Genomic DNA, 18,888 nt, shown 5'->3' on the forward strand with positions numbered 1-18,888 from the left:
CTCAATCCCCAGTAAGAGGTGGAAGTAAGCACTCTACTCTTGCTTGTGTAATCATACAACAAAAAGTATCCTTTGCCGATTAGCTCTTCGATAAAAAACATGACTAACGTCCCTGTATCTCGCATTCGTAATTTTTCGATTATTGCTCACATCGACCACGGAAAATCGACCTTGGCAGATCGGCTGTTGCAGGCGACTGGGACTGTGCAGGCACGGCAGATGAAGGAGCAGTTTTTAGACAATATGGATCTCGAACGCGAACGCGGCATTACGATCAAGCTGCAAGCGGCTCGGATGAATTATACTGCCAAGGACGGTCAGGAGTACGTGCTCAATCTGATCGACACTCCCGGACACGTAGACTTCTCCTATGAGGTTTCGCGATCGCTGGCTGCTTGCGAAGGGGCGCTGCTGGTGGTTGACGCATCTCAAGGTGTGGAAGCACAAACCTTGGCAAATGTCTACCTTGCCTTGGGAAATAATTTGGAAATTATTCCGGTTTTAAATAAAATTGACCTGCCGGGGGCGGAACCGGAACGGGTAAAAGGGGAAATTGAAGAAATTATCGGTCTGGACTGTAGCGGGGCGATTGAGGCTTCTGCTAAGGAAGGAATTGGTATTGATGAGATTTTGGAGGCGATCGTCGAAAAGGTGCCGCCGCCGCAGGATACTGTTGATAAACCGCTGAGGGCGCTAATTTTTGACAGTTATTACGATGCTTATCGCGGGGTAATTGTGTATTTCCGGGTGATGGACGGAAGTGTTAAAAAGGGCGATCGAGTTTTGTTGATGGTTTCGGGTAAGGAATATGTCATCGATGAATTGGGCATCCTTTCACCGACTCAAGTTCAAGTAGACGAACTGCACGCAGGGGAAGTGGGTTATCTGGGCGCGGCAATTAAAGCTGTAGCTGATGCTCGCGTCGGTGATACGATTACTTTGGTCAAAAAGCCGGCACCGGAGCCTTGGCCGGGTTATACAGAGGCAAAACCGATGGTTTTTTGCGGCTTGTTCCCGATCGATGCTGACCAATTTCCAGATTTGCGGGAAGCTTTAGAAAAACTCGAACTCAACGATGCGGCGCTTTCTTACGAACCGGAAACTTCGAGTGCGATGGGATTTGGTTTCCGCTGCGGTTTCTTGGGTTTGCTGCACATGGAAATTGTGCAGGAAAGACTGGAGAGAGAATACAATTTGGATTTGATTGTTACGGCTCCTTCTGTGGTTTATCAAGTCACAACAATTAAAGGAGAAGTGTTAACAATTGACAATCCCAGCCACTTGCCCGATCCTCAGTATCGGGAGAAGATTGAGGAACCTTATGTGCGGGTAGAAATGCTGTCGCCGGAAAACTATGTGGGGACGCTGATGGAGTTGTCTCAAAATCGGCGGGGCATTTTTATGGATATGAAGTATCTGAGTCAGGGGCGGACTACGCTGGTTTACGAGTTGCCTTTGGCGGAGGTGGTGACGGACTTTTTCGATCAGATGAAATCGCGATCGCGCGGTTATGCGAGCATGGAGTATCACATCATCGGTTATCGCGAAAATCCGTTGGTGAAATTGGACATTTTAATTAATGGCGATCCGGTTGATGCTTTGGCGATGATCGTACACCGGGATAAGGCTTATAATGTGGGCCGCGGGTTGACGGAAAAACTCAAGGAGTTGATTCCTCGCCATCAATTTAAGGTTCCCATTCAAGCGACTATTGGCGCGAAGGTGATTGCTTCGGAACACATTCCGGCTTTGCGGAAAGATGTGTTGGCGAAGTGTTACGGTGGTGATATTTCGCGGAAGAAAAAGTTGCTGCAAAAGCAGGCGAAGGGTAAGAAGCGGATGAAGTCTGTGGGTACTGTGGATGTGCCGCAGGAGGCTTTTATGGCTGTGCTGAAGCTCGATCGCGATTCGTAGTTTGTGTGGCTTTTTGTCAGGAACAGGCAAGATGCCTGTTCCACAAAGAGTCTGTTTTCTTGTGGGACGGGCATCTTGCCAGTCCCTAAAAGGCTTAAATTAAAATGGTGTAAAATGTCGGGTATAATTAAACATATAATTGTTAGTTGAATTTACTACTATGAGTACCAAAATATTACTAAAGCCGTCGGACAAATTAACTGACTTTTCCTTGACAGCCGTCATCGAACAGGAAACGGAGGGAAAATATCAAGCGATTGTATTGGGTTTGCCAGAATGTAAATCTGAGGGAAATACTCGCGAAGAGGCGATCGCAAATCTCAGCCAGTTGGTCACGAATCGTTTAGAAAAAGCGGAAATCATTTCTCTGGAAATCCAAGAAAAAAAACCAGATAGTCCAGCTTTGAAAGTGCTGATAGAACAGAAAACAGAGGGAAAATATCAAGCGGTGGTTTTGGGTTGGGAAGAATGTAAAGCTGATGGTAATAGCCGGGAAGAAGTTATTACCAATATTAGCTTAGTTGTGGGCGATCGGCTAGAAAAATCTGAACAGATTTCTCTGGAAATTAAACCGCCAAAACCGGAGCATCCGTGGATGAAATTTGCGGGAATGTATAAAGACAATCCGCTGTTTGGTGAGGTGGTTGCTTATATGGAAGCCGATCGCAATACCCTTGATGAGGAAATCGCAGCAGATTACCAGCAACTTGATGGGGAGCTCGAAGTGAAATGAGTTTGTGGGTACTGGATACGGATTGTCTGACGCTTTTTCAAAATGAACATCCGCTGGTAAAGCTGCGAGTTAGTCAGGTTAATCCTGAAGAGATTGCAGTAACAGTGATTACCGTTGAGGAACAAATGCGGGGATGGTTGAATGCGATTAATCAATCTTCTCAATCGGATCGAGTAATCTGGGGTTATAAGGGATTGCAGGATGGAGTAGAGTATTTCAACAGTGTTAATGTGTTGAAGTTCGATCGCGATGCTTACAATTGTTATACAGATTTGGTGCGTCAAAAGATTCGCATCGGCACAAAATATTTGCGGATTGCTGCTACTGTGATTTATAAAAATGCTATTCTGGTGACGCGGAATCGGCGAGATTTTGAGCGAGTACCGGGTTTGAGGTTTGAAGATTGGACAATTTGAGGAGTTGGCTGGGGATGAAGGGCGATCGGGCGATCGCATCACAGCTTACTACAACTTAAACAAGAATGCTTTGTTGAAACTCGCGCTGAATTTCATCTACAACTTTGCGATCGCTCAAATCGCGGTGCCACCAGTGGCTACAGCCATCTTGACAATATTTATCGTACCTGCGCGCATCAGCAATTGCCAATAAACTTATTAACAGGAAAAAGGTTTTGATAAATTCTGAGGGCGGGAGTTTCAAAAGCTTTCCCATTTGTTCTTTTAATCGCCCTTTACTCAGCAACACGCAAGGGGTGTATGTTGGGCGAAGTTTTGATTTGGCAATAGCTAGGGAAACATCTTCTTCTCGCGCCCCTGCTTGGAGGATCATGTAGGATAGCCGCTGCAATATCTCCTGCTGGTATTGGGTTGGGAAGCTTAAAAACCAGTTTTTTGCATCTTTTTGGCTAATTAATTCTTGTTGAATTTGATTGATTGTAATTTCATTGGTTAGATTCATTTGTCTCTACTAAGTCGGGCTCAAATATAATGTGATGTTATCCTTTTAGTTTTAGCCATCTGTTGATTTGAGTTTGCCGGATGCTTTTGCTTGATCGATCGCCTCTTGAATCAGAAGGTAGACAAAGTTGGAGATCGATCGCTTTTCGAGATCGCACAACTTTTCGAGATCCTTTTTAACCTGTGTTGGCAAAACCACTGAAATCCGCTCGCTGTCGCTCATGCCTTGCAATCTGTTGGAAGTTTCCCCTATTGTGCCACCTCGGCAGTCCAGCTTGCAATGGGCGATCGTCGGTCGCTATCGCAGCCGATCGGATGCGGAGGGACATCTTCAGTTGTTTCGGCAACGAGTGCCCAACATCCGATTTGAAGTGGTGTTTGATTTACCTCATCCACAAGGATAATTTTCTTGGGGGAGGGTGTTTGATAAGTTAACAATCAAATTATCGAGGGCGATCGTACTTTTGGACGTGAAGGGCGATCGTACTTTTGGACGTGAAGGGCGATCGCACTTAATTAACAAATAGCCGAAGCAGGAGCAATTTCGCGGAGTGGCATCAGAAATTCTTGCTTTTCATCGGCGGTTATGTAGCCGCCATTTAGAGCCATTTCTATGAGTTGTTCGACAAATCCCTTTAACTCTGTTATAACTTGAGTTTTATTCAGTTCCAAGTGTTTATTTCTGGATTTTATGGTAAACTGGTTTGGAGATAAATATCCAAATCTTTTTAAATTACAGCTAATTTTATCATTGGCTAAGGGATGTAATTCCAGAGTCATGCAAACACTTTCAACAAATTCTATGTTGATGGGATTGCCTTGGGATAACTCACTAATTTTTTTGGGGAGTTCATCTTCTAGGAGCATACAGATATCGGGGTCTAAAAAAACTTTTAGTTTTTCTTCACCAATTTCTATTGATACTGGGCGATCGCATTCAAAGCAAAATAGTTTCAGACCTAATTCAAAATGCGAAAGTTCTCCTAATGAGTCCTCTGGTGGGTCAGCATATTGTTCGCCATTAGGTGCTTCTAGTTGGATTGTAAAATTGCTATAGTTATTCATCTTCATCGCTCCTTTCTAATGAGGACAGGGTAGCATCATTGAGAACAGGATAAGCAGATTTGAATGTTCCATCTGGTTTCCTTTTAATAAAAGCATGGGTAACATTTTCAATTATTGTTCCATCTGGATAGTGAACTTTCCCAATAGAACGCTTGAAATTTATAATGTAACGACCGGGATATTTCGGTGTCACTTGTTCAGCTTTTACCCAGTCTTGAGCATTTAGCCACTGGCCTTGAGGCTGATTTTTGGATGCCGCCCTGCCTCTAAAATTAAGGGGTTTCAGTTTTGGGCCATGATGGCGATCGATATGATCGTAGGCTTTGATGGATTTTGGATTATCCCACTGAGGTTCTACTCCACTGCCTGTCCAGTCACAACCACTTCCTACTTCAATCGTTTGGTCTATTATATCCTGTTCTATAACTTCTGGAGTGTCTTCAGAAGTATCTCTGCCATTATTCAAAATAAGTGATTTACTGCTAAATGGTATTTGATTGATGATTATACCATTAACTAATTTTAGGAGGGCGATCGCACTTTTGGACATGAAGGGCGATCGCTTTAATTCTAAACTTGTCTGACGACTAGACTAGAGGATCGTAAAATTCGCGGCAGTCAGAGGTTGGTCGTGGAAGACTCGGATTTTATTCCCAGCACTGATAGTGATGTCAGAAAACAGCCCTCCACCAGTAACCTGGGCATTAAAGAAGGTTCCAGGACGAGGGACTAAAACATCAGCTCCACTGCTAAAACCTAAACCAGCCGCTAGCTGAATTTTGTCGTCAGCCACTACAAAATCATTGATTTGATCTTGACCATTTGCTGCTCCAAAGAAAAACGTATCCTGACCTCCACCACCATAGAGCAAGTCATTGCCCGCACCTCCAATCAGGCTATCATTGCCAGAGACACCGTAAATGCTGTCATTACCGCCTAAACCGTTGAGAGTATCAGGTAAACTTGTGCCCAGGACTTTATCATCTCCCTCAGTTGCAGTGGTTGGCGTTGAATCTTGAACAGTAAATCCGTCAAATTTGTAGCCAATATCTGCCAAAATTGCCAAGTCAACTTTTGTGGGGATATATGCAAATGCACCACCGCCACTACCCATCAGAGATGATACGCCTGATGGTGTTGTAATATTGCTTAAATGAGTTATGTCTGTTGCACTGCTTACAGGAATGGGATTGCCTCCATTAACAGCTTTGGCGTTGACACCATTAAAAGATGTACCATTAACTCGGGCACTATTTATAGGTGACCCCATAAACCCCAGTACATGAGCCAGTTCATGGGTGGCAGTGATAAAAAGGCTAGCCTCATTACCATTTTCACTGGGAGTATCGCTGTAGTCATATGGAGTTTTGTCAACACTATATGCAATATCAGAACCAAAGGAAATACTTCCTAAATAAGGTTCATAATTGACTCCATTTACTCGATCGGGCAAAACATACGAAAAACTGGTTTCATCTTTATAACCAGCACCAAAGCTGTTGGTTACTCCAACCGCGAAATTCCTGATAGGTCGAACCCCGACAAATACCAACACATCGTCGATTTCGTTATCTAAAACGACCTTTTCCAATTTTGAAGTTTGAGGATTTGGTACCCAAAACTCGGTACCAGTGGCAATATTGGGAAATTCATCTAGGATGACAGATTCCCAGTAGTCTCCTGCTGCTTCCAAAGTAGCTTTGCGGTTGGGGTCATTGAAGAACCCATCAGTATCAAACCGATAGTCGAATGTAATGTTGAAAGTGCTTACCTGGGAAGGAGCGCTAGCCCGACCTTGAGCTTTACCCACAGTCTCGTAGTGTTCCAAAGCACTTTTCACTTGACGAGTCAAAACGGCTTTAGCAACATCATAATTATTGACCAGGTAGAATTTTTCATCAAACGCTGTCGGTTTTACAGGTGCAGGCGTCGGCGTCGTCACAGGTGTCGGAGTCGTTACAGGCGTCGGCGTCGTCACAGGCGTCGGCGTCGTCACAGGTGTCGGAGTCGTTACAGGCGTCGGCGTCGTCACAGGCGTCGGCGCAGGCGTCGGAGTCGTCACAGGTGTCGGAGTCGTCACAGGCGTCGGCGCAGGCGTCGGAGTCGTCACAGGCGTCGGCGCAGGCGTCGGAGTTGGGGTGATTGAAGGCTCCGGAGTCGGCGCAGGCGTCGGAGTCGTCACAGGTGTCGGAGTCGGCGCAGGTGTCGGAGTCGGTGCAGGTGTCGGTGCAGGTGTCGGAGTCGGCGCAGGTGTCGGAGTCGTCACAGGCGTCGGCGTCGTCACAGGTGTCGGAGTCGGCGCAGGTGTCGGTGCAGGTGTCGGTGCAGGCGTCGGAGTCGTCACAGGCACAGGCGTCGGAGTCGGCAAAGGCGCAGGCGTCAGACTCACAATCCCGCTAGAATCAGCAATAGTCAATCTGGCGTCACCCTCCAAAACTGCCAAATATTGCCCTGTTAACTCATCCTGAATAATCGTGTAGCCAGCATTAACCCCTGTGCCCACATAAATCTTGAGGTCATCAAAGGCAAGATCGTTCCTTAACTTAATTACATCCTCACCCTCTGTATAATCAACAATCAAATCGGCATCCGAAAGCTCAGTACCCCCAGTATTTTTACCAATAAAAAAAGTGTCGTTACCATTCCCCCCAGTTAATGTATCTGCTCCCTTATCTCCATAGAGAATGTCATTCCCGAAGTTGCCAAACAAGCTGTCATTACCTTTACCACCGTAAACTGTATCGTTATCTATTCCGCCATCAACTGTATCCTCGCCTTCGTTGCCGTATATCAAGTTATCTCCAGCATTAGCAAATAGCCGATCGTCACCTTTGCCGCCGTAAACTGTATCGTTACCTTTGCCACCGTAGACGGTATCATTACCCTCATTACCGTATAGCTTGTCATCTCCTTGCTGGCCGTAGATTAAGTCCTCTCCATCACGGCCAAACACTAAGTCAGAGCCTTGTTGTCCAAATATTAAATCTGCATCGGGGGTGCCATTGAGAGTATCGTCAGCCAACGTTCCATTAATGTTCATGTTGCAATCTCCGTGTGAATACTAGATTTATCCCTATTCGAGCTACAAGTCTTTCTCCATTTCTGAAAAAATGACTTGCTAGCCTGTATTTTTAGATCCTGCGATCGCCCTAAATTTATGCCAAGTCAGAGATTTGCTATCTAAGCAAAACTATTGCATAGCAAAGCTTTCGTCGCGATCGCACTCACAAAGAACTCAGTCTGCAGAAGGCGCATTGCAGCCTCCCATTTATTTATCAGGGGCAAATCCAGAAAATTATGCAAAATCCCAGAAAATAAATTAAAAAAATTACTGGCAGTGGCCGAAACTAGAGTCAAAGCGAGAAACTTACCAAAGTTCAGCCCTACCCCCCTGTCGGGTTGCTAATTGTAGTCAGTTACGGCTAAAAAGCCCTCCCACAAAGGTTTTGACTTTTAAATTTCATTACTTGCGCTTTAGCATTTACTTATCATACGCTAGCTGAGTCTGGAAATAAACTGACACTCATCAGGAGTTATGTTATAATCCCATCAGGAAATTTAGAGACACCCATCTATGGCATCCACAAACGATCGCTTCGTCGAAGCAGAAAGCCGCTGGGATCTAAAAACTCTGTACGCAGACTTGGCCGCCGTTAAGGGAAAGCCTCTCACCCCCGTCGAAAAGCTGCACCTGCGGGGGCTGCTTTGTGGCTACAGTCCCGCTGAAATCGCCGAAAAGCTGCAAAAGAATCCCAAGGGTGTTGAAACTGACCTCTGTGCCACTATTTATAAATACGTTAAAGCCTTTGTGGGTAAAGGCATTGAAAAGATAGAAAACTGGAGAAATATTGCTGAATGGCTTGAGGATGCTGGATATAAAACTAAGCCACCTGCTAAATTACCTATTCAAGACAGTTTATCTGAGAATAGTAAAGTTAACGTAACTAATATAACTTTTGAGAACAATCAAATAAAAATTGGTGTATACCTACAAATAACTGTACCGCTACCTTCAGAATTGTCAATACAAAATCCAGACCTCAACGATAACAACGCTAACTAAAATTTTGCCACAAATCAACAGATTGGTAGCGTGTAGCGACTAAAATCAGGAAGTGCGATCGCCCTTACTTTTACACTTTGATAGTAATGTAATCAAACCACTTAGATCATTAAGCACTAGGAAAATAACGACTGAGAAAGTCTTGCGGTGTCACAATAGGAATTCCGCTAAATTCGTTTAATACCAGTAAATCGCGATCGCCAGTCACAATCGCCTCAGCATTTGCAGCCAAAGCCGTTGCTAGAACTATAGCATCATCTGGATCGCGCAGTTCGGGGACTTCTACGGGAGTTACATCACAAAGATTAGATAACTGTTTTGCTACAGACATCAAAACATCCACAGGTTTACCACGTTGCTGTATTCGCATCTGAAATTTTGCACGCCCTAACGCTTCTTCCAATTCTTGCAATAAAGTTTCAGATATGAATACAGTAATTTGTTGATTTTGAGCCAAACGCAATATCTGACTCGGAACTCCCGACCACAAAAAACCTGATATCCAAACATTAATATCTAGTACAATTTTCATTGATTAGACCGTCTTTCTCTTCGCATTTCCTTGACAACATCACTAATCTCTTGCAAACTCAAATGATTGGGATCGGGATCCATTTGATCCAGGCTGTTGAAAAACTCATCTAAATCTACTAAGGGCTTTTCAACTTTTCTCAAGACGATTTCCCCTTCTGTCACCAATACCTTGTATTCATCCCCTACCCGAAGTTTGTCTGTAATTTCTGGAGGAAACTCAAATTTGCGATCGGGATTGACCTTAACAACAACATTTTCGATCATTGTTCAAAACTCCTTGTCAATTATCGCTCAAATCTGCACAAATAAATTCATCTTAATTTTAGCATATTTTACTTCGACAATCTCACAAAACTGAAACTGCAAAAACTTGCGATCGCGCCCCTCCCAAGAAATGCGTGAAGCGCAGCTATCCCGATCGGGAATCCCCTCAGCCGAGTGAAATCATGGGTGTTTGACTGCGTGCGAGTGCCCGCGTGCCCAATTTCGCGATCGCACTTCTATATCTGCTAGGATTAGATTAGAGCGTCAGTGAGTAAAAAAATGGCAACAATTACCCTTCAAATTCCAGACGAACTAGCACTGCGGCTAGAACCCCTGCAAAATCGCTTGCCCGAACTGCTTGGGCAACTTCTAGAACCAACTAAAAAGCCCACAACTATTGAGCCGGAAATCAACACTCATAGTGGCGATATTCCCGCAGTTTATCAAGAAGTTCTTGATTTTTTGATAAAGAGTCCAATTCCACAAGACATTGTTAATTTTAAGGTTTCACAACAGGCTCAGATACGCCTCCAAATTTTGCTTGACAAAAACCGCGAATCGATCCTCAATGAAATGGAAATAGCAGAATTAGATGTTTACGAGCAGCTAGAACATCTGATGATTTTACTAAAAGCAAGAGCCTATTCAGAGATTTGATAAATGACTTCTACTTCCATTTCTGCCGAACTCCGCAGATTAGTTATTGAAAGAGCTTCAGGACACTGTGAATATTACCTGATTCATCAAGATGTTTCAATCTATAGCCATGAAGTAGACCATATTATTGCCTTAAAACATTGCGGTCAAACTCGTGCTGAGAATCTCGCTTTTTCTGGTTTATCTTGTAACCGCTATAAAGGTTCTGATTTAGCTACTATAGACCCAGTTAATGATGAAATTGTCCCTCTGTTTCATCCACGCCGTCAGGTATGGGACGAACATTTTGTTCTTAATGATGCCAGAATAGAAGGCATCACTCAGATTGGTCAAGCTACTTCAAGATTACTCAAACTCAATGCTCCAAATCGCATACTTGAGCGTCAAATTTTGATCGATATAGGACGGTATCCATAAACAAGGCTAAGAACAACGCTATTGAAATTTCGCAGTTAGTCGATCGCGACCAAGGCCAAATAAACCGGGTTTCTCTGAAAAATATTTGCTTTCTCAACTAGATATACGAATAAACCCAGTTTCTACCCTCTGACGCGCGTCAGCCCTGTTTACATAAACTGGATTAACCTATTCTCAAACAAGCCCGTGAAGCGTAGCCATACCTAGGGAATCAGCCTTTTCTTAGATAACTCAAGACAGAAGCGATCGCATCACCAATCACAAATAACAAACACTTAATACCTATTACCTCAAAACAGAATTATTGTCAACAGTATTTTTGCGGAAATATTGAAACTTAAATAAAAATTGCTACCTACATTTGCGAATTATAGCACTTGGTTCAAAGTATTTGACAATGCTAAGTTAATTAAAGATTTTATAAAAGTGACGCATAAGTCTTTACATTGTCGATCGCAATTTTGTTATTCTATTAGAAAGTTTCATTCTAGCGACTGAATTTTTGTACCCCAGTCCTACCCCTAAACAGAACGGCAGTTTCCCCCATGAGAATTTTAGTCACAGGCGGTGCGGGTTTTCTCGGTTCCCACCTAATCGATCGCTTAATGGCCCAAGGACACGAGGTAGTCTGCCTGGATAATTTTTACACCGGGACTAAACGCAATATCCTCAAATGGCTGGACAACCCCTACTTTGAGCTGATCCGCCACGACATCACCGAACCGATTCGGTTAGAGGTAGATCAGATTTACCATCTCGCCTGTCCCGCTTCCCCGATACACTATCAGTACAACCCTGTCAAGACAATTAAAACAAATGTCATCGGCACGATGAATATGCTGGGGCTGGCTAAACGGGTGAAAGCAAGATTCTTTCTCGCTTCCACTTCCGAAGTGTACGGAGATCCTGACGTACATCCGCAAACAGAAGATTATCGTGGCAACGTTAATTGTATCGGGATCAGATCGTGTTACGACGAAGGGAAGCGAGTAGCTGAAACCCTATCTTTTGACTACCACCGTCAAAATGGGGTAGACATTCGAGTTGTGCGAATCTTCAATACCTACGGCCCCCGGATGTTGGAAAATGACGGCAGAGTAGTGAGCAATTTTATTGCTCAAGCTTTGCGGAATCAACCGCTGACAGTATACGGCGACGGTTCCCAAACGCGGAGTTTTTGCTACGTTTCTGATTTGGTGGAAGGATTTATTCGTTTGATGAATAGCGACCAAATCGGGCCGATGAATTTGGGGAATCCAGGCGAATACACTATCTTGGAGTTGGCACAAAAAATTCAAAACATGATTAATCCAGGGGCGGAAATTATCTTCAAACCGTTGCCACAAGACGATCCAAAACAGCGACAACCGGATATTACTCTTGCTAAAAATTGGTTGGGTTGGGAGCCAACTGTGCCACTGGATCAAGGTTTAGAGTTGACTATCAAAGATTTTCGCAATCGTATCGAGGGAAATCTCAATTAGAGAGGGAGAGAGGGGGAGAGGGGGAGTATTTTTACTTCTTCATTCTTCATTCTTCATTCTTCCCTCTTCCCTATTCCCTTTTGGTTCCTCAATCTGCCCTCTGACTAATAAGAACTGTCAACTATCAACTGACAACTGTCAACTGTCAACTGTCAACTGTCAACTTTTCACTAACTTTGAGGACATTTGTATGCACGTTTGCGTCATCGGTACAGGATACGTCGGCTTAGTCACCGGCACTTGTTTGGCCCACATCGGACATCACGTTATTTGCGTAGACAACAACGAAGAAAAAGTTAAATTAATGAAGTCGGGACAGTCGCCTATTTTTGAACCCGGACTGTCTGAATTAATGTCTTCTGCCTCTGCGTCGGGCAATCTAGAATTTACTTCGGATTTGGCAGCAGGAGTAGCTCACGGGGACATTTTATTCATTGCCGTGGGGACGCCTCCTTTGCCTACTGGAGAAAGCGATACTCGCTACGTCGAAGCGGTTGCGCGCGGCATTGGAGCTCACCTCGACGGCGATTACAAAGTAATCGTAAACAAATCGACAGTGCCCATCGGTTCGGGAGATTGGGTGCGAAGAATTGTACTAGATGGTTTAGCAGAACGTCAAAAACCTCAAAGCGGTGACGGGGTTACTGGTGAGGAAGTAGCAGCAAAAACTGGTGTTCAATTTGATGTGGTTAGCAACCCGGAGTTTTTGCGGGAGGGCTGTGCTGTTCACGATACGTTTAATCCCGATCGCATTGTTCTTGGCAGCAATTCTCAGCGGGCTATGGATATGATGGTACAGTTATACAAACCGATTGTCGATCGCAAGTTTGCAGAAAATGAGTCTTTGCCCGCGGTGCCCGTGGTGATGACTGATATCAGTTCAGCAGAAATGATTAAGTACGCTGCTAATGCTTTTTTGGCGACTAAGATTAGCTTTATTAATGAAGTTGCTAATATTTGCGATCGCGTCGGTGCAGATGTTAGTCAAGTTGCCCGAGGTATCGGTTTAGATTCACGGATTGGGAACAAGTTTCTGCAAGCCGGCATCGGTTGGGGCGGTTCTTGTTTCCCCAAAGATGTTTCAGCTTTAGTTCACACTGCTGAGGATTACGGCTACGAGGCGCATTTGCTCAGAGCGGCGGTGGAAGTGAACGAACGCCAGCGCTTGATTGCTATTGAGAAATTGCAGCAAGTTTTGAAGATTCTTAAAGGTAAAACAGTCGGACTTTTGGGTTTGACTTTTAAGCCGGATACTGACGATTTGCGGGATGCTCCTTCGCTGAATTTAATCGAGAATTTGAATCGGTTGGGAGCGAAAGTTAAAGCTTACGATCCGATTGTTTCTCAAACTGGGATGCGTCACGGTTTGTCGGGAGTTTTGGTGGAAACCGATCCGGAAAGACTGGCTGATGGTTGCGATGCTTTGGTGTTGGTGACTGACTGGGAACAGTTTCGTAATTTAGATTACGAGAAAATGGCGAAGTTGATGAATCATCCGGTGATGATTGATGGCCGCAATTTCTTAGACAAAAAGGCTTTAGAAGTGGCTGGTTTCCAATATGTGGGGATTGGAAGGTAAAGAAGAGTTTTGATCAGAACCTCTATCTCGTAGGGTGCGCCGCAGCGCACCTTACAAACGAGCATTTCTAAGCCGTAGGATGCGCCGAAAAACACCTTACATTTGCTGGCTACCAACAATCGCGGGTTGAGCCGCCGCGCGTGCTTTAAAAATTTTCCATCAATGTTTTTTCTTGAGCGTAAACATCTCGTAGCTGTTGCAGTGCTGAAGCAGAGATTACGGATTTAACTGTAGCTACTAATTTACCCCACTCCAGTAAGCTGTCAACTGAAACAGCCGTTTTGAAGTTGTACGCATAAAATTTAGTCCAAAATTCTGGTGCTTGGGTGCGTTTCCAGCGTTTGTACCATCCGAGAAAATCTTGAGCGCAGGCTGGTTTTACTTCTAAGATTGGGGGGAAATCGGCGTAGCTGACAAATCGACTGAGGCCTTTGGCGTGAACATATACCATGCAGTGGCAGCATTCGATCCGGTAGATATGTTCGGGTGATATGTTGAACAGGAGTGCCACTGTTTCTTCGGTGACAAATCTCGATCGCGGATTCACCATCAACGATTTGTGAATGATTTTTGAGGCGCCGATCGCTGACGACGATCTTAACTGATTTTCTGATATCATTGTAGTTGCATCTGGTGGTGGTAGCTAAATCTATCTCTGCTAAGTGCGATCGACAGAAATTATCTGTCGGGATTAATTTTAACTGGCGATCAACCTTAGTTTCGCTGACCGGGGGCGATCGCTTTTTGATATATTATACTAAATCCAAAATTTTGTAAATAGTGAATATGAGCAAAGGCTTAGTCAGGCTGCGGGTTCGAGAGTTGGCTGCCGAGAAGGGATGGACGCTCAAGGAAGTTGCGGAGCGATCGGGCGTGGGGTACAGTACGATTAGCAATTATGCGCGTTCTCAGGGTATGGCGATGGTTGACTTTGCGGCAGTGCACAAGTTGGCCCGCACTTTTGATGTGATGATTGAGGATTTTGTGGTCATCATGGAAAAGTAGTTGAAGGTTTTACCTGGATTCGATAAAATTTGGATTGAAGCGGTGGAATTCGGCGTTGTAAGCAACATATTGATTGCGATAAAAATCTAATAAATCTAGTCTGTTGCGGTTGAGCCATTTTAGCATCTCGTGGCTTTCTTCTTTCGAGGGCATATTAATCATGATTTTGGGGTTGATTATGGTTCTAAAATGTAGTAGAATCTATTTTAGCATCTGGGTTATGGCTGTGCGATCACACATCGAAGCATTGCATGAGCCGAGCCAAAAATCGCGAGCAAGATTCGTTTGTATCAGGCATAATGGAAGTACAACCGAGAGACATTCAAAATTACCAAACAGCAGATGGAAAAAATTTTTTCTCAGAGTGGCTCAATTCGTTGCGAGATAGCAGAGCTAAAGCTAAAATACGGGCTAAACTCAACAAAGTTAGGCTAGGCAATCTAGGTGACTGCAGCTTTGTTGGAGAGGGAGTCTGCGAATTGAGAATAGACTATGGCCCTGGCTATCGGATCTACTTTGGACAAATAGGGCCAATAATTGTACTTCTTCTATGTGGCGGTGATAAAAGCACTCAAGAACAAGATATCCGCAAAGCCATAAAATACTGGAGGGATTATGAAAGTAGAGATAATATCTAGAAGTATCAGCTATCAAGAAGAATTGATTGAATCTCTAAAAGACCCTTTAGAAGCTGCTTCTTATATTGAGGCTTGCTTGGAAGAGGACAATTTTGAGGTGCTAAAGCTGGCATTAAATGATGTTGTTGACTCTCGTCACAGAATGAATGAACTCTCCGAAGATGCTACAGCACTTTTGGCAAAACTGGGCGAACTATTGTCTGAGAAAAAAGGAGCAGAAATTTACTGTCTGAATGCTTTACTTGATGCACTCGGTTTTCAACTGACGGTGACTGTTAAGCAGACAAATTCCTGAAGCTATCGATCGCAACCAAAGTCGCCTACAATCAAACTAACCCGTTCAAAACCGGAAATTAGGAGAACCGTCAAGTCAGGAACTCAGGTCTAAAGACACTGAGCTTGGTCGCGAGTAAGTCTCGAATCAAGCTATTCTGACCAGCCTAAGTCTTAACTGACTACGTTATTTAGGTCACGACACCGGAGAATGCGAAGCTAGTTTTCCGCTCTGTCATCTGCAATTAAACAGTTTTAAAGTCACTGAAACAGTGTTGCAGGTCTAACAAGCCCTTATAACATTGACGAAGCTAACATCACCCCGTAAGGGAGGCTCCACAAGAGCAAACATTATGCGTACAGGGTTGTAAGGTTTGAGGTGGTAATTGTCCCATCGAAAGTACATTACAAAAGTACACCTAATCGAACAATCCCAAGGCGGTAATGGAAAGATTCAAGGCGGTTTCAACCGCCTGGTCGTTTTCCTCTCAGGACTAAAGTCTCTGAGTTTCCCACTTACCGAGTTTTTTTTATGATAGATGCAGCGCTACTATTGGGAGGGCTTTTCACAGTTGTTTGGCAAGCCATCCTTGGGACTCAAGCCAACGATGCAGCAAAGCACCTCTGTTTGACGGGGATAAAAAAAGTATCACGAAACGGTAAAATTGTCAATCACGATTTAGAAAAAGCGCTCAAAACATCTTTCCTGAAAGCTCAACAACAAATCGCCTCAGAATGCAAACAGGAAATCGATCCGAAAAATACGAATAACCGAGATAGTTTTAGCTATTCGCTGCAAGACAGGCGCAGGGATTTTGATTGGTTGAAACGAAGGCTCGAAAAGCTCAAATTAGAATTAGAAAAGGTTGATAAAGAAACAGTCCCATCTGGGATTCCGATTGAGGGTTTAGATGAGATAGAATTGCTGCTGACTGCGACAGATGAGTTAAAGCAGAATCGGGTAACAGAAGTTAACCAAAAACTGCTGGAAGTTGCTCTGGAAAATTGCGATGTTGCACCCTACAAAACGAAGTTAAAGCAAGAGTTGTTTGCCTTGGTGTCAGCATACTTTGCTCAGGAAATCAAGGAAAATGAAAAGGTTTTTCAGATATTTACCGGGCAAACATTGACGCGGATTGATAGCACAACCCAAGAGATGTATGCTTGGCTTGAGGAGATTGTCGAAAAGAGCCGCATTGTTTACCAACCGATTGACTGGCAGAGTATTTGTCAGCAGATTTTAGACGAGAAAGAACAGCAGCGGCTTAGTAGCAATCAGCTCACTTTTGGCAACCATCAGATTGATGATTTTTATGTGCCGCTGGGTTTGGTGGAACGGCACAAGGTGACTCAGCGACACGAGGATTTGGCGGCGGAGGAAGGTTCAGATTTGTACCGGGAAAAGGAAGTAACTCAAACCTTTGAACATAGGGAGTTTCTTGAGCAAGTTTTGCGGGGAGGAAGTAGCCCGAAAAGCAATGGGAAGCGGTTAGGAATTATTGGGGAACCGGGGGCGGGGAAAACTACACTGTTGCGGCAGATTGCTAATTGGGTAGCGGCGGAAATTTCGGAGGCGATTGTGATTTGGGTGTCTTTGGCCGATTTGCAGGGGAAGGATTTAGAATCGTATTTATTTGATATAGCAATCCTAAATGATTTTCTAGACCTATAACAATCCTAATTAATTTTCTGCGTGCAAGTATATTTATGTATTTTGGGGAAATCAAATTTATGTTCGTTAGTAAAAAAATCAAACAAAAATTTAACAATCTTAAAAGACCTACATAAATACCAATACTTTCTTAAAAAATTTTTAGCTTGTAACCAAATATCTTCAACGGGATTCTGTTGGGGAGCATTTGGAGCAAATAAAATACAAGTAATTGACCAATCATCAGGCTCTTTGTCACCATTTACTTCTAATAAGAAATCTCTAAATTCGCCATATTTATGATAGCTAGTACAGCTCGGCGTAAGTAGACAGACTATATTTGTGGTAGACTAACATAGTTAGTTTAGACCAGTTTCGGTAGGTGATAAAGGAGTCATATATGGCCTTATTAATGCCTAAAACATTAAAATTAAGCGATGGCGAGCGTCATCAACTTCACCAGTTGAGCAAGAGACACAACACGCCGCAACAGATCGTGCTACGAGCCAAAATCATTCTCATGGCATCTGATGGTCAAAATCATCGTGAAATAGCCCGAAGCCTAGAGATTAACCGGCAGATGGCTCGTTTATGGCGAAACCGATGGTTGGAGAGCCAGAGAAAAGACTTATCGATTTTGCAAAGATTACAAGATCGAGAACGTGTTGGCGCACCAGCAAAATTTAGCATGGAACAAGTAACCGAGTTATATGCACTCGCCTGTTCCTCACCGTCGGATTATGGACGGCCAATAAGTCATTGGACGGCTAGAGAACTGGCGGAGGAAATCATGTTTCAAGGCATTATTGAAAGTATATCAGTCCGACATGTTGGCAGATTATTAGAAGAAGCAGAACTTAAACCACAGGCCTCGCGCTACTGGTTAACCCCCCCCTGTGGATAAAGAATTTGATGCAAAAGTTAAAGATATTACAGGTTTATATCTGACTGCGTTCAATCGCAGTCAAGATGGAGAACACACCATATCGGTTGATGAAATGACAGGGATTCAAGCTATTGAACGTATCGAGAAAGACTTACCAATGCGACCAGGAAAAGTTGCAAGAAGAGAGTTTGAATATATTCGTCATGGCACGCAGACATTGATAGCCAATTTAAATATTGCTACGGGTAAGATTATCGAGCCAACTTGCGGAAATTCGAGAACAGAAGCCGATTTTTTACTCAACATTCGTCACATCATTGAAACTGACCCTGATGCTCAAAAATGGCATCTAATTATGGATTGTCTGAATACTCACCAATCTGAATCACTGGTGCGTTTGGTCGCCGAAAAAGAAGGCTTAGATATCGACCTCGGTATTAAGGGAAAAAGCGGCATACTTCAATCCATGAAATCCCGCGCTGTTTTTTTAAGTGACCCAACACATCAAATTGTTTTCCATTATACACCCAAACATTCTTCGTGGCTTAATCAAATAGCAGGGTAAGCGCACGTTAAATAGTAGCTCAGGATACAGATTAATAAGTCAGATACTGATGTTAAAGGTTCAATGCTAAAGGTTTGTTAGATTTCCTCGCTTCAAGGCTGACATCAGGTAACACTGGAGGGCATTCCCACTTCTTGGTTCCCGTATGTCTCAAGGATTTGCATCAGCTGTTGAACTGAGCACCCCTCGTGCCGTGCCCTTAGAAGTCTCAGCATTAAGTCAAGGTTTAGTAGACTGTTTTAA

At 43.8% G+C, this 18,888-nt stretch carries 24 protein-coding genes; 15 read left to right on the forward strand and 9 right to left on the reverse strand.

Going from position 1 to position 18,888, the window contains the following annotated elements:
* The first annotated feature begins 99 nt into the window (after positions 1-99).
* The 3 genes from lepA to QUA58_RS15185 all read left to right on the forward strand — a co-directional run bounded on the left by lepA (position 100) and on the right by QUA58_RS15185 (position 3,063).
* Positions 100-1,914, forward strand: a complete 1,815-nt coding sequence (lepA, locus tag QUA58_RS15175) for a translation elongation factor 4 (RefSeq protein ID WP_333252432.1) — start codon at positions 100-102, stop codon at positions 1,912-1,914.
* Between the two features lie 160 nt (positions 1,915-2,074).
* Positions 2,075-2,647, forward strand: a complete 573-nt coding sequence (locus QUA58_RS15180) for a type II toxin-antitoxin system HicB family antitoxin (RefSeq protein ID WP_333394662.1) — start codon at positions 2,075-2,077, stop codon at positions 2,645-2,647.
* Entirely contained in the window at positions 2,644-3,063 is a 420-nt protein-coding gene (locus QUA58_RS15185; protein ID WP_333394664.1) for a type II toxin-antitoxin system VapC family toxin, read from the forward strand. Before QUA58_RS15180 ends, QUA58_RS15185 begins: the two co-directional genes overlap by 4 nt.
* A gap of 55 nt (positions 3,064-3,118) precedes the next feature.
* On the opposite strand, the gene QUA58_RS15190 is transcribed toward QUA58_RS15185, so the two are convergent.
* Entirely contained in the window at positions 3,119-3,565 is a 447-nt protein-coding gene (locus QUA58_RS15190; RefSeq protein WP_333252429.1) for a DUF5958 family protein, read from the reverse strand.
* Between the two features lie 51 nt (positions 3,566-3,616).
* On the reverse strand, positions 3,617-3,787 hold the full coding sequence (locus tag QUA58_RS15195) for a ribbon-helix-helix domain-containing protein (protein WP_333394665.1): 171 nt from the start codon (positions 3,785-3,787) through the stop codon (positions 3,617-3,619).
* Between QUA58_RS15195 and QUA58_RS15200 the strand changes: the two genes are divergently transcribed.
* The gene (locus tag QUA58_RS15200) at positions 3,786-3,968 is read left to right on the forward strand and encodes a hypothetical protein (protein WP_333394666.1); all 183 of its coding nucleotides are present in this window, start codon (positions 3,786-3,788) and stop codon (positions 3,966-3,968) included. The genes QUA58_RS15195 and QUA58_RS15200 overlap by 2 nt on opposite strands.
* Before the next feature lie 112 nt (positions 3,969-4,080).
* On the opposite strand, the gene QUA58_RS15205 is transcribed toward QUA58_RS15200, so the two are convergent.
* Genes QUA58_RS15205 through QUA58_RS15215 form a run of 3 tightly spaced genes read right to left on the reverse strand, consistent with a single transcriptional unit; the run spans position 4,081 to position 7,669 of the window.
* Complete coding sequence (locus QUA58_RS15205; protein WP_333394667.1) at positions 4,081-4,629, reverse strand: hypothetical protein; 549 nt, start codon at positions 4,627-4,629, stop codon at positions 4,081-4,083.
* Entirely contained in the window at positions 4,622-5,179 is a 558-nt protein-coding gene (locus QUA58_RS15210; RefSeq protein WP_333394668.1) for a hypothetical protein, read from the reverse strand. The genes QUA58_RS15205 and QUA58_RS15210 overlap by 8 nt, the downstream gene beginning before the upstream one ends.
* Positions 5,180-5,221: 42 nt before the next feature.
* A complete protein-coding gene (locus QUA58_RS15215) occupies positions 5,222-7,669 on the reverse strand; it encodes a calcium-binding protein (protein ID WP_333394670.1) in 2,448 nt (815 codons plus the stop codon).
* 534 nt (positions 7,670-8,203) lie between these two features.
* Here QUA58_RS15215 and QUA58_RS15220 point away from each other — a divergent pair.
* A complete protein-coding gene (locus QUA58_RS15220; protein ID WP_333394671.1) occupies positions 8,204-8,692 on the forward strand; it encodes a helix-turn-helix domain-containing protein in 489 nt (162 codons plus the stop codon).
* Between the two features lie 109 nt (positions 8,693-8,801).
* Here QUA58_RS15220 and QUA58_RS15225 read toward each other — a convergent pair whose 3' ends face one another.
* Positions 8,802-9,224, reverse strand: coding sequence for a putative toxin-antitoxin system toxin component, PIN family (locus QUA58_RS15225; protein ID WP_333394673.1), 423 nt, complete (start codon positions 9,222-9,224; stop codon positions 8,802-8,804).
* Complete coding sequence (locus tag QUA58_RS15230; RefSeq protein WP_333394675.1) at positions 9,221-9,490, reverse strand: hypothetical protein; 270 nt, start codon at positions 9,488-9,490, stop codon at positions 9,221-9,223. The genes QUA58_RS15225 and QUA58_RS15230 overlap by 4 nt, the downstream gene beginning before the upstream one ends.
* Positions 9,491-9,769: 279 nt before the next feature.
* Here QUA58_RS15230 and QUA58_RS15235 point away from each other — a divergent pair, with 279 nt between their 5' ends.
* The 4 genes from QUA58_RS15235 (at position 9,770) to QUA58_RS15250 (ending at position 13,627) form a co-directional block, all read left to right on the forward strand.
* Positions 9,770-10,147, forward strand: coding sequence for a hypothetical protein (locus tag QUA58_RS15235; RefSeq protein ID WP_333394677.1), 378 nt, complete (start codon positions 9,770-9,772; stop codon positions 10,145-10,147).
* Between the two features lie 3 nt (positions 10,148-10,150).
* The gene (locus tag QUA58_RS15240) at positions 10,151-10,564 is read left to right on the forward strand and encodes an HNH endonuclease signature motif containing protein (protein WP_333394678.1); all 414 of its coding nucleotides are present in this window, start codon (positions 10,151-10,153) and stop codon (positions 10,562-10,564) included.
* Positions 10,565-11,109: 545 nt separating this feature from the next.
* Complete coding sequence (locus QUA58_RS15245; RefSeq protein ID WP_333252410.1) at positions 11,110-12,048, forward strand: UDP-glucuronic acid decarboxylase family protein; 939 nt, start codon at positions 11,110-11,112, stop codon at positions 12,046-12,048.
* Between the two features lie 190 nt (positions 12,049-12,238).
* Positions 12,239-13,627, forward strand: coding sequence for a UDP-glucose/GDP-mannose dehydrogenase family protein (locus QUA58_RS15250; protein ID WP_333394680.1), 1,389 nt, complete (start codon positions 12,239-12,241; stop codon positions 13,625-13,627).
* A 145-nt stretch (positions 13,628-13,772) separates the two neighbouring features.
* On the opposite strand, the gene QUA58_RS15255 is transcribed toward QUA58_RS15250, so the two are convergent.
* Positions 13,773-14,246: a hypothetical protein gene (locus tag QUA58_RS15255; RefSeq protein WP_333394681.1), complete on the reverse strand. Its 474-nt coding sequence runs from the start codon at positions 14,244-14,246 to the stop codon at positions 13,773-13,775.
* A gap of 167 nt (positions 14,247-14,413) precedes the next feature.
* Here QUA58_RS15255 and QUA58_RS15260 point away from each other — a divergent pair, with 167 nt between their 5' ends.
* Entirely contained in the window at positions 14,414-14,632 is a 219-nt protein-coding gene (locus QUA58_RS15260; protein WP_265239067.1) for a helix-turn-helix domain-containing protein, read from the forward strand.
* Positions 14,633-14,641: 9 nt separating this feature from the next.
* On the opposite strand, the gene QUA58_RS15265 is transcribed toward QUA58_RS15260, so the two are convergent.
* Entirely contained in the window at positions 14,642-14,785 is a 144-nt protein-coding gene (locus tag QUA58_RS15265) for a hypothetical protein (RefSeq protein WP_333394682.1), read from the reverse strand.
* 146 nt (positions 14,786-14,931) lie between these two features.
* Between QUA58_RS15265 and QUA58_RS15270 the strand changes: the two genes are divergently transcribed.
* From QUA58_RS15270 to QUA58_RS15290, 5 genes are all read left to right on the forward strand, one after another.
* Entirely contained in the window at positions 14,932-15,270 is a 339-nt protein-coding gene (locus QUA58_RS15270; protein ID WP_333394687.1) for a type II toxin-antitoxin system RelE/ParE family toxin, read from the forward strand.
* The gene (locus QUA58_RS15275) at positions 15,248-15,565 is read left to right on the forward strand and encodes a transcriptional regulator (RefSeq protein WP_333252406.1); all 318 of its coding nucleotides are present in this window, start codon (positions 15,248-15,250) and stop codon (positions 15,563-15,565) included. The genes QUA58_RS15270 and QUA58_RS15275 overlap by 23 nt, the downstream gene beginning before the upstream one ends.
* A gap of 510 nt (positions 15,566-16,075) precedes the next feature.
* Positions 16,076-17,215 (forward strand): hypothetical protein, encoded by a 1,140-nt coding sequence (locus QUA58_RS15280; protein ID WP_333257490.1) that lies wholly within the window; start codon positions 16,076-16,078, stop codon positions 17,213-17,215.
* Positions 17,216-17,594: 379 nt separating this feature from the next.
* Positions 17,595-18,098 (forward strand): helix-turn-helix domain-containing protein, encoded by a 504-nt coding sequence (locus QUA58_RS15285; RefSeq protein WP_333257492.1) that lies wholly within the window; start codon positions 17,595-17,597, stop codon positions 18,096-18,098.
* Positions 18,091-18,645 (forward strand): transposase, encoded by a 555-nt coding sequence (locus tag QUA58_RS15290; protein ID WP_333394684.1) that lies wholly within the window; start codon positions 18,091-18,093, stop codon positions 18,643-18,645. The genes QUA58_RS15285 and QUA58_RS15290 overlap by 8 nt, the downstream gene beginning before the upstream one ends.
* Positions 18,646-18,888 lie beyond the last annotated feature (243 nt).

The organism is Microcoleus sp. N9_A1 (assembly GCF_036701795.1).
Classification (GTDB): domain Bacteria; phylum Cyanobacteriota; class Cyanobacteriia; order Cyanobacteriales; family Microcoleaceae; genus Microcoleus.

Coding starts and splice junctions, on each gene's coding strand:
- lepA (WP_333252432.1), top strand. CDS start 100: ATGACTAACGTCCCTGTATCTCGCATTCGTAATTTTTCGATTATTGCT.
- QUA58_RS15180 (WP_333394662.1), top strand. CDS start 2,075: ATGAGTACCAAAATATTACTAAAGCCGTCGGACAAATTAACTGACTTT.
- QUA58_RS15185 (WP_333394664.1), top strand. CDS start 2,644: ATGAGTTTGTGGGTACTGGATACGGATTGTCTGACGCTTTTTCAAAAT.
- QUA58_RS15190 (WP_333252429.1), bottom strand. CDS start 3,565: ATGAATCTAACCAATGAAATTACAATCAATCAAATTCAACAAGAATTA.
- QUA58_RS15200 (WP_333394666.1), top strand. CDS start 3,786: ATGCCTTGCAATCTGTTGGAAGTTTCCCCTATTGTGCCACCTCGGCAG.
- QUA58_RS15195 (WP_333394665.1), bottom strand. CDS start 3,787: ATGAGCGACAGCGAGCGGATTTCAGTGGTTTTGCCAACACAGGTTAAA.
- QUA58_RS15205 (WP_333394667.1), bottom strand. CDS start 4,629: ATGAATAACTATAGCAATTTTACAATCCAACTAGAAGCACCTAATGGC.
- QUA58_RS15210 (WP_333394668.1), bottom strand. CDS start 5,179: ATGTCCAAAAGTGCGATCGCCCTCCTAAAATTAGTTAATGGTATAATC.
- QUA58_RS15215 (WP_333394670.1), bottom strand. CDS start 7,669: ATGAACATTAATGGAACGTTGGCTGACGATACTCTCAATGGCACCCCC.
- QUA58_RS15220 (WP_333394671.1), top strand. CDS start 8,204: ATGGCATCCACAAACGATCGCTTCGTCGAAGCAGAAAGCCGCTGGGAT.
- QUA58_RS15225 (WP_333394673.1), bottom strand. CDS start 9,224: ATGAAAATTGTACTAGATATTAATGTTTGGATATCAGGTTTTTTGTGG.
- QUA58_RS15230 (WP_333394675.1), bottom strand. CDS start 9,490: ATGATCGAAAATGTTGTTGTTAAGGTCAATCCCGATCGCAAATTTGAG.
- QUA58_RS15235 (WP_333394677.1), top strand. CDS start 9,770: ATGGCAACAATTACCCTTCAAATTCCAGACGAACTAGCACTGCGGCTA.
- QUA58_RS15240 (WP_333394678.1), top strand. CDS start 10,151: ATGACTTCTACTTCCATTTCTGCCGAACTCCGCAGATTAGTTATTGAA.
- QUA58_RS15245 (WP_333252410.1), top strand. CDS start 11,110: ATGAGAATTTTAGTCACAGGCGGTGCGGGTTTTCTCGGTTCCCACCTA.
- QUA58_RS15250 (WP_333394680.1), top strand. CDS start 12,239: ATGCACGTTTGCGTCATCGGTACAGGATACGTCGGCTTAGTCACCGGC.
- QUA58_RS15255 (WP_333394681.1), bottom strand. CDS start 14,246: ATGATATCAGAAAATCAGTTAAGATCGTCGTCAGCGATCGGCGCCTCA.
- QUA58_RS15260 (WP_265239067.1), top strand. CDS start 14,414: ATGAGCAAAGGCTTAGTCAGGCTGCGGGTTCGAGAGTTGGCTGCCGAG.
- QUA58_RS15265 (WP_333394682.1), bottom strand. CDS start 14,785: ATGCCCTCGAAAGAAGAAAGCCACGAGATGCTAAAATGGCTCAACCGC.
- QUA58_RS15270 (WP_333394687.1), top strand. CDS start 14,932: ATGGAAGTACAACCGAGAGACATTCAAAATTACCAAACAGCAGATGGA.
- QUA58_RS15275 (WP_333252406.1), top strand. CDS start 15,248: ATGAAAGTAGAGATAATATCTAGAAGTATCAGCTATCAAGAAGAATTG.
- QUA58_RS15280 (WP_333257490.1), top strand. CDS start 16,076: ATGATAGATGCAGCGCTACTATTGGGAGGGCTTTTCACAGTTGTTTGG.
- QUA58_RS15285 (WP_333257492.1), top strand. CDS start 17,595: ATGGCCTTATTAATGCCTAAAACATTAAAATTAAGCGATGGCGAGCGT.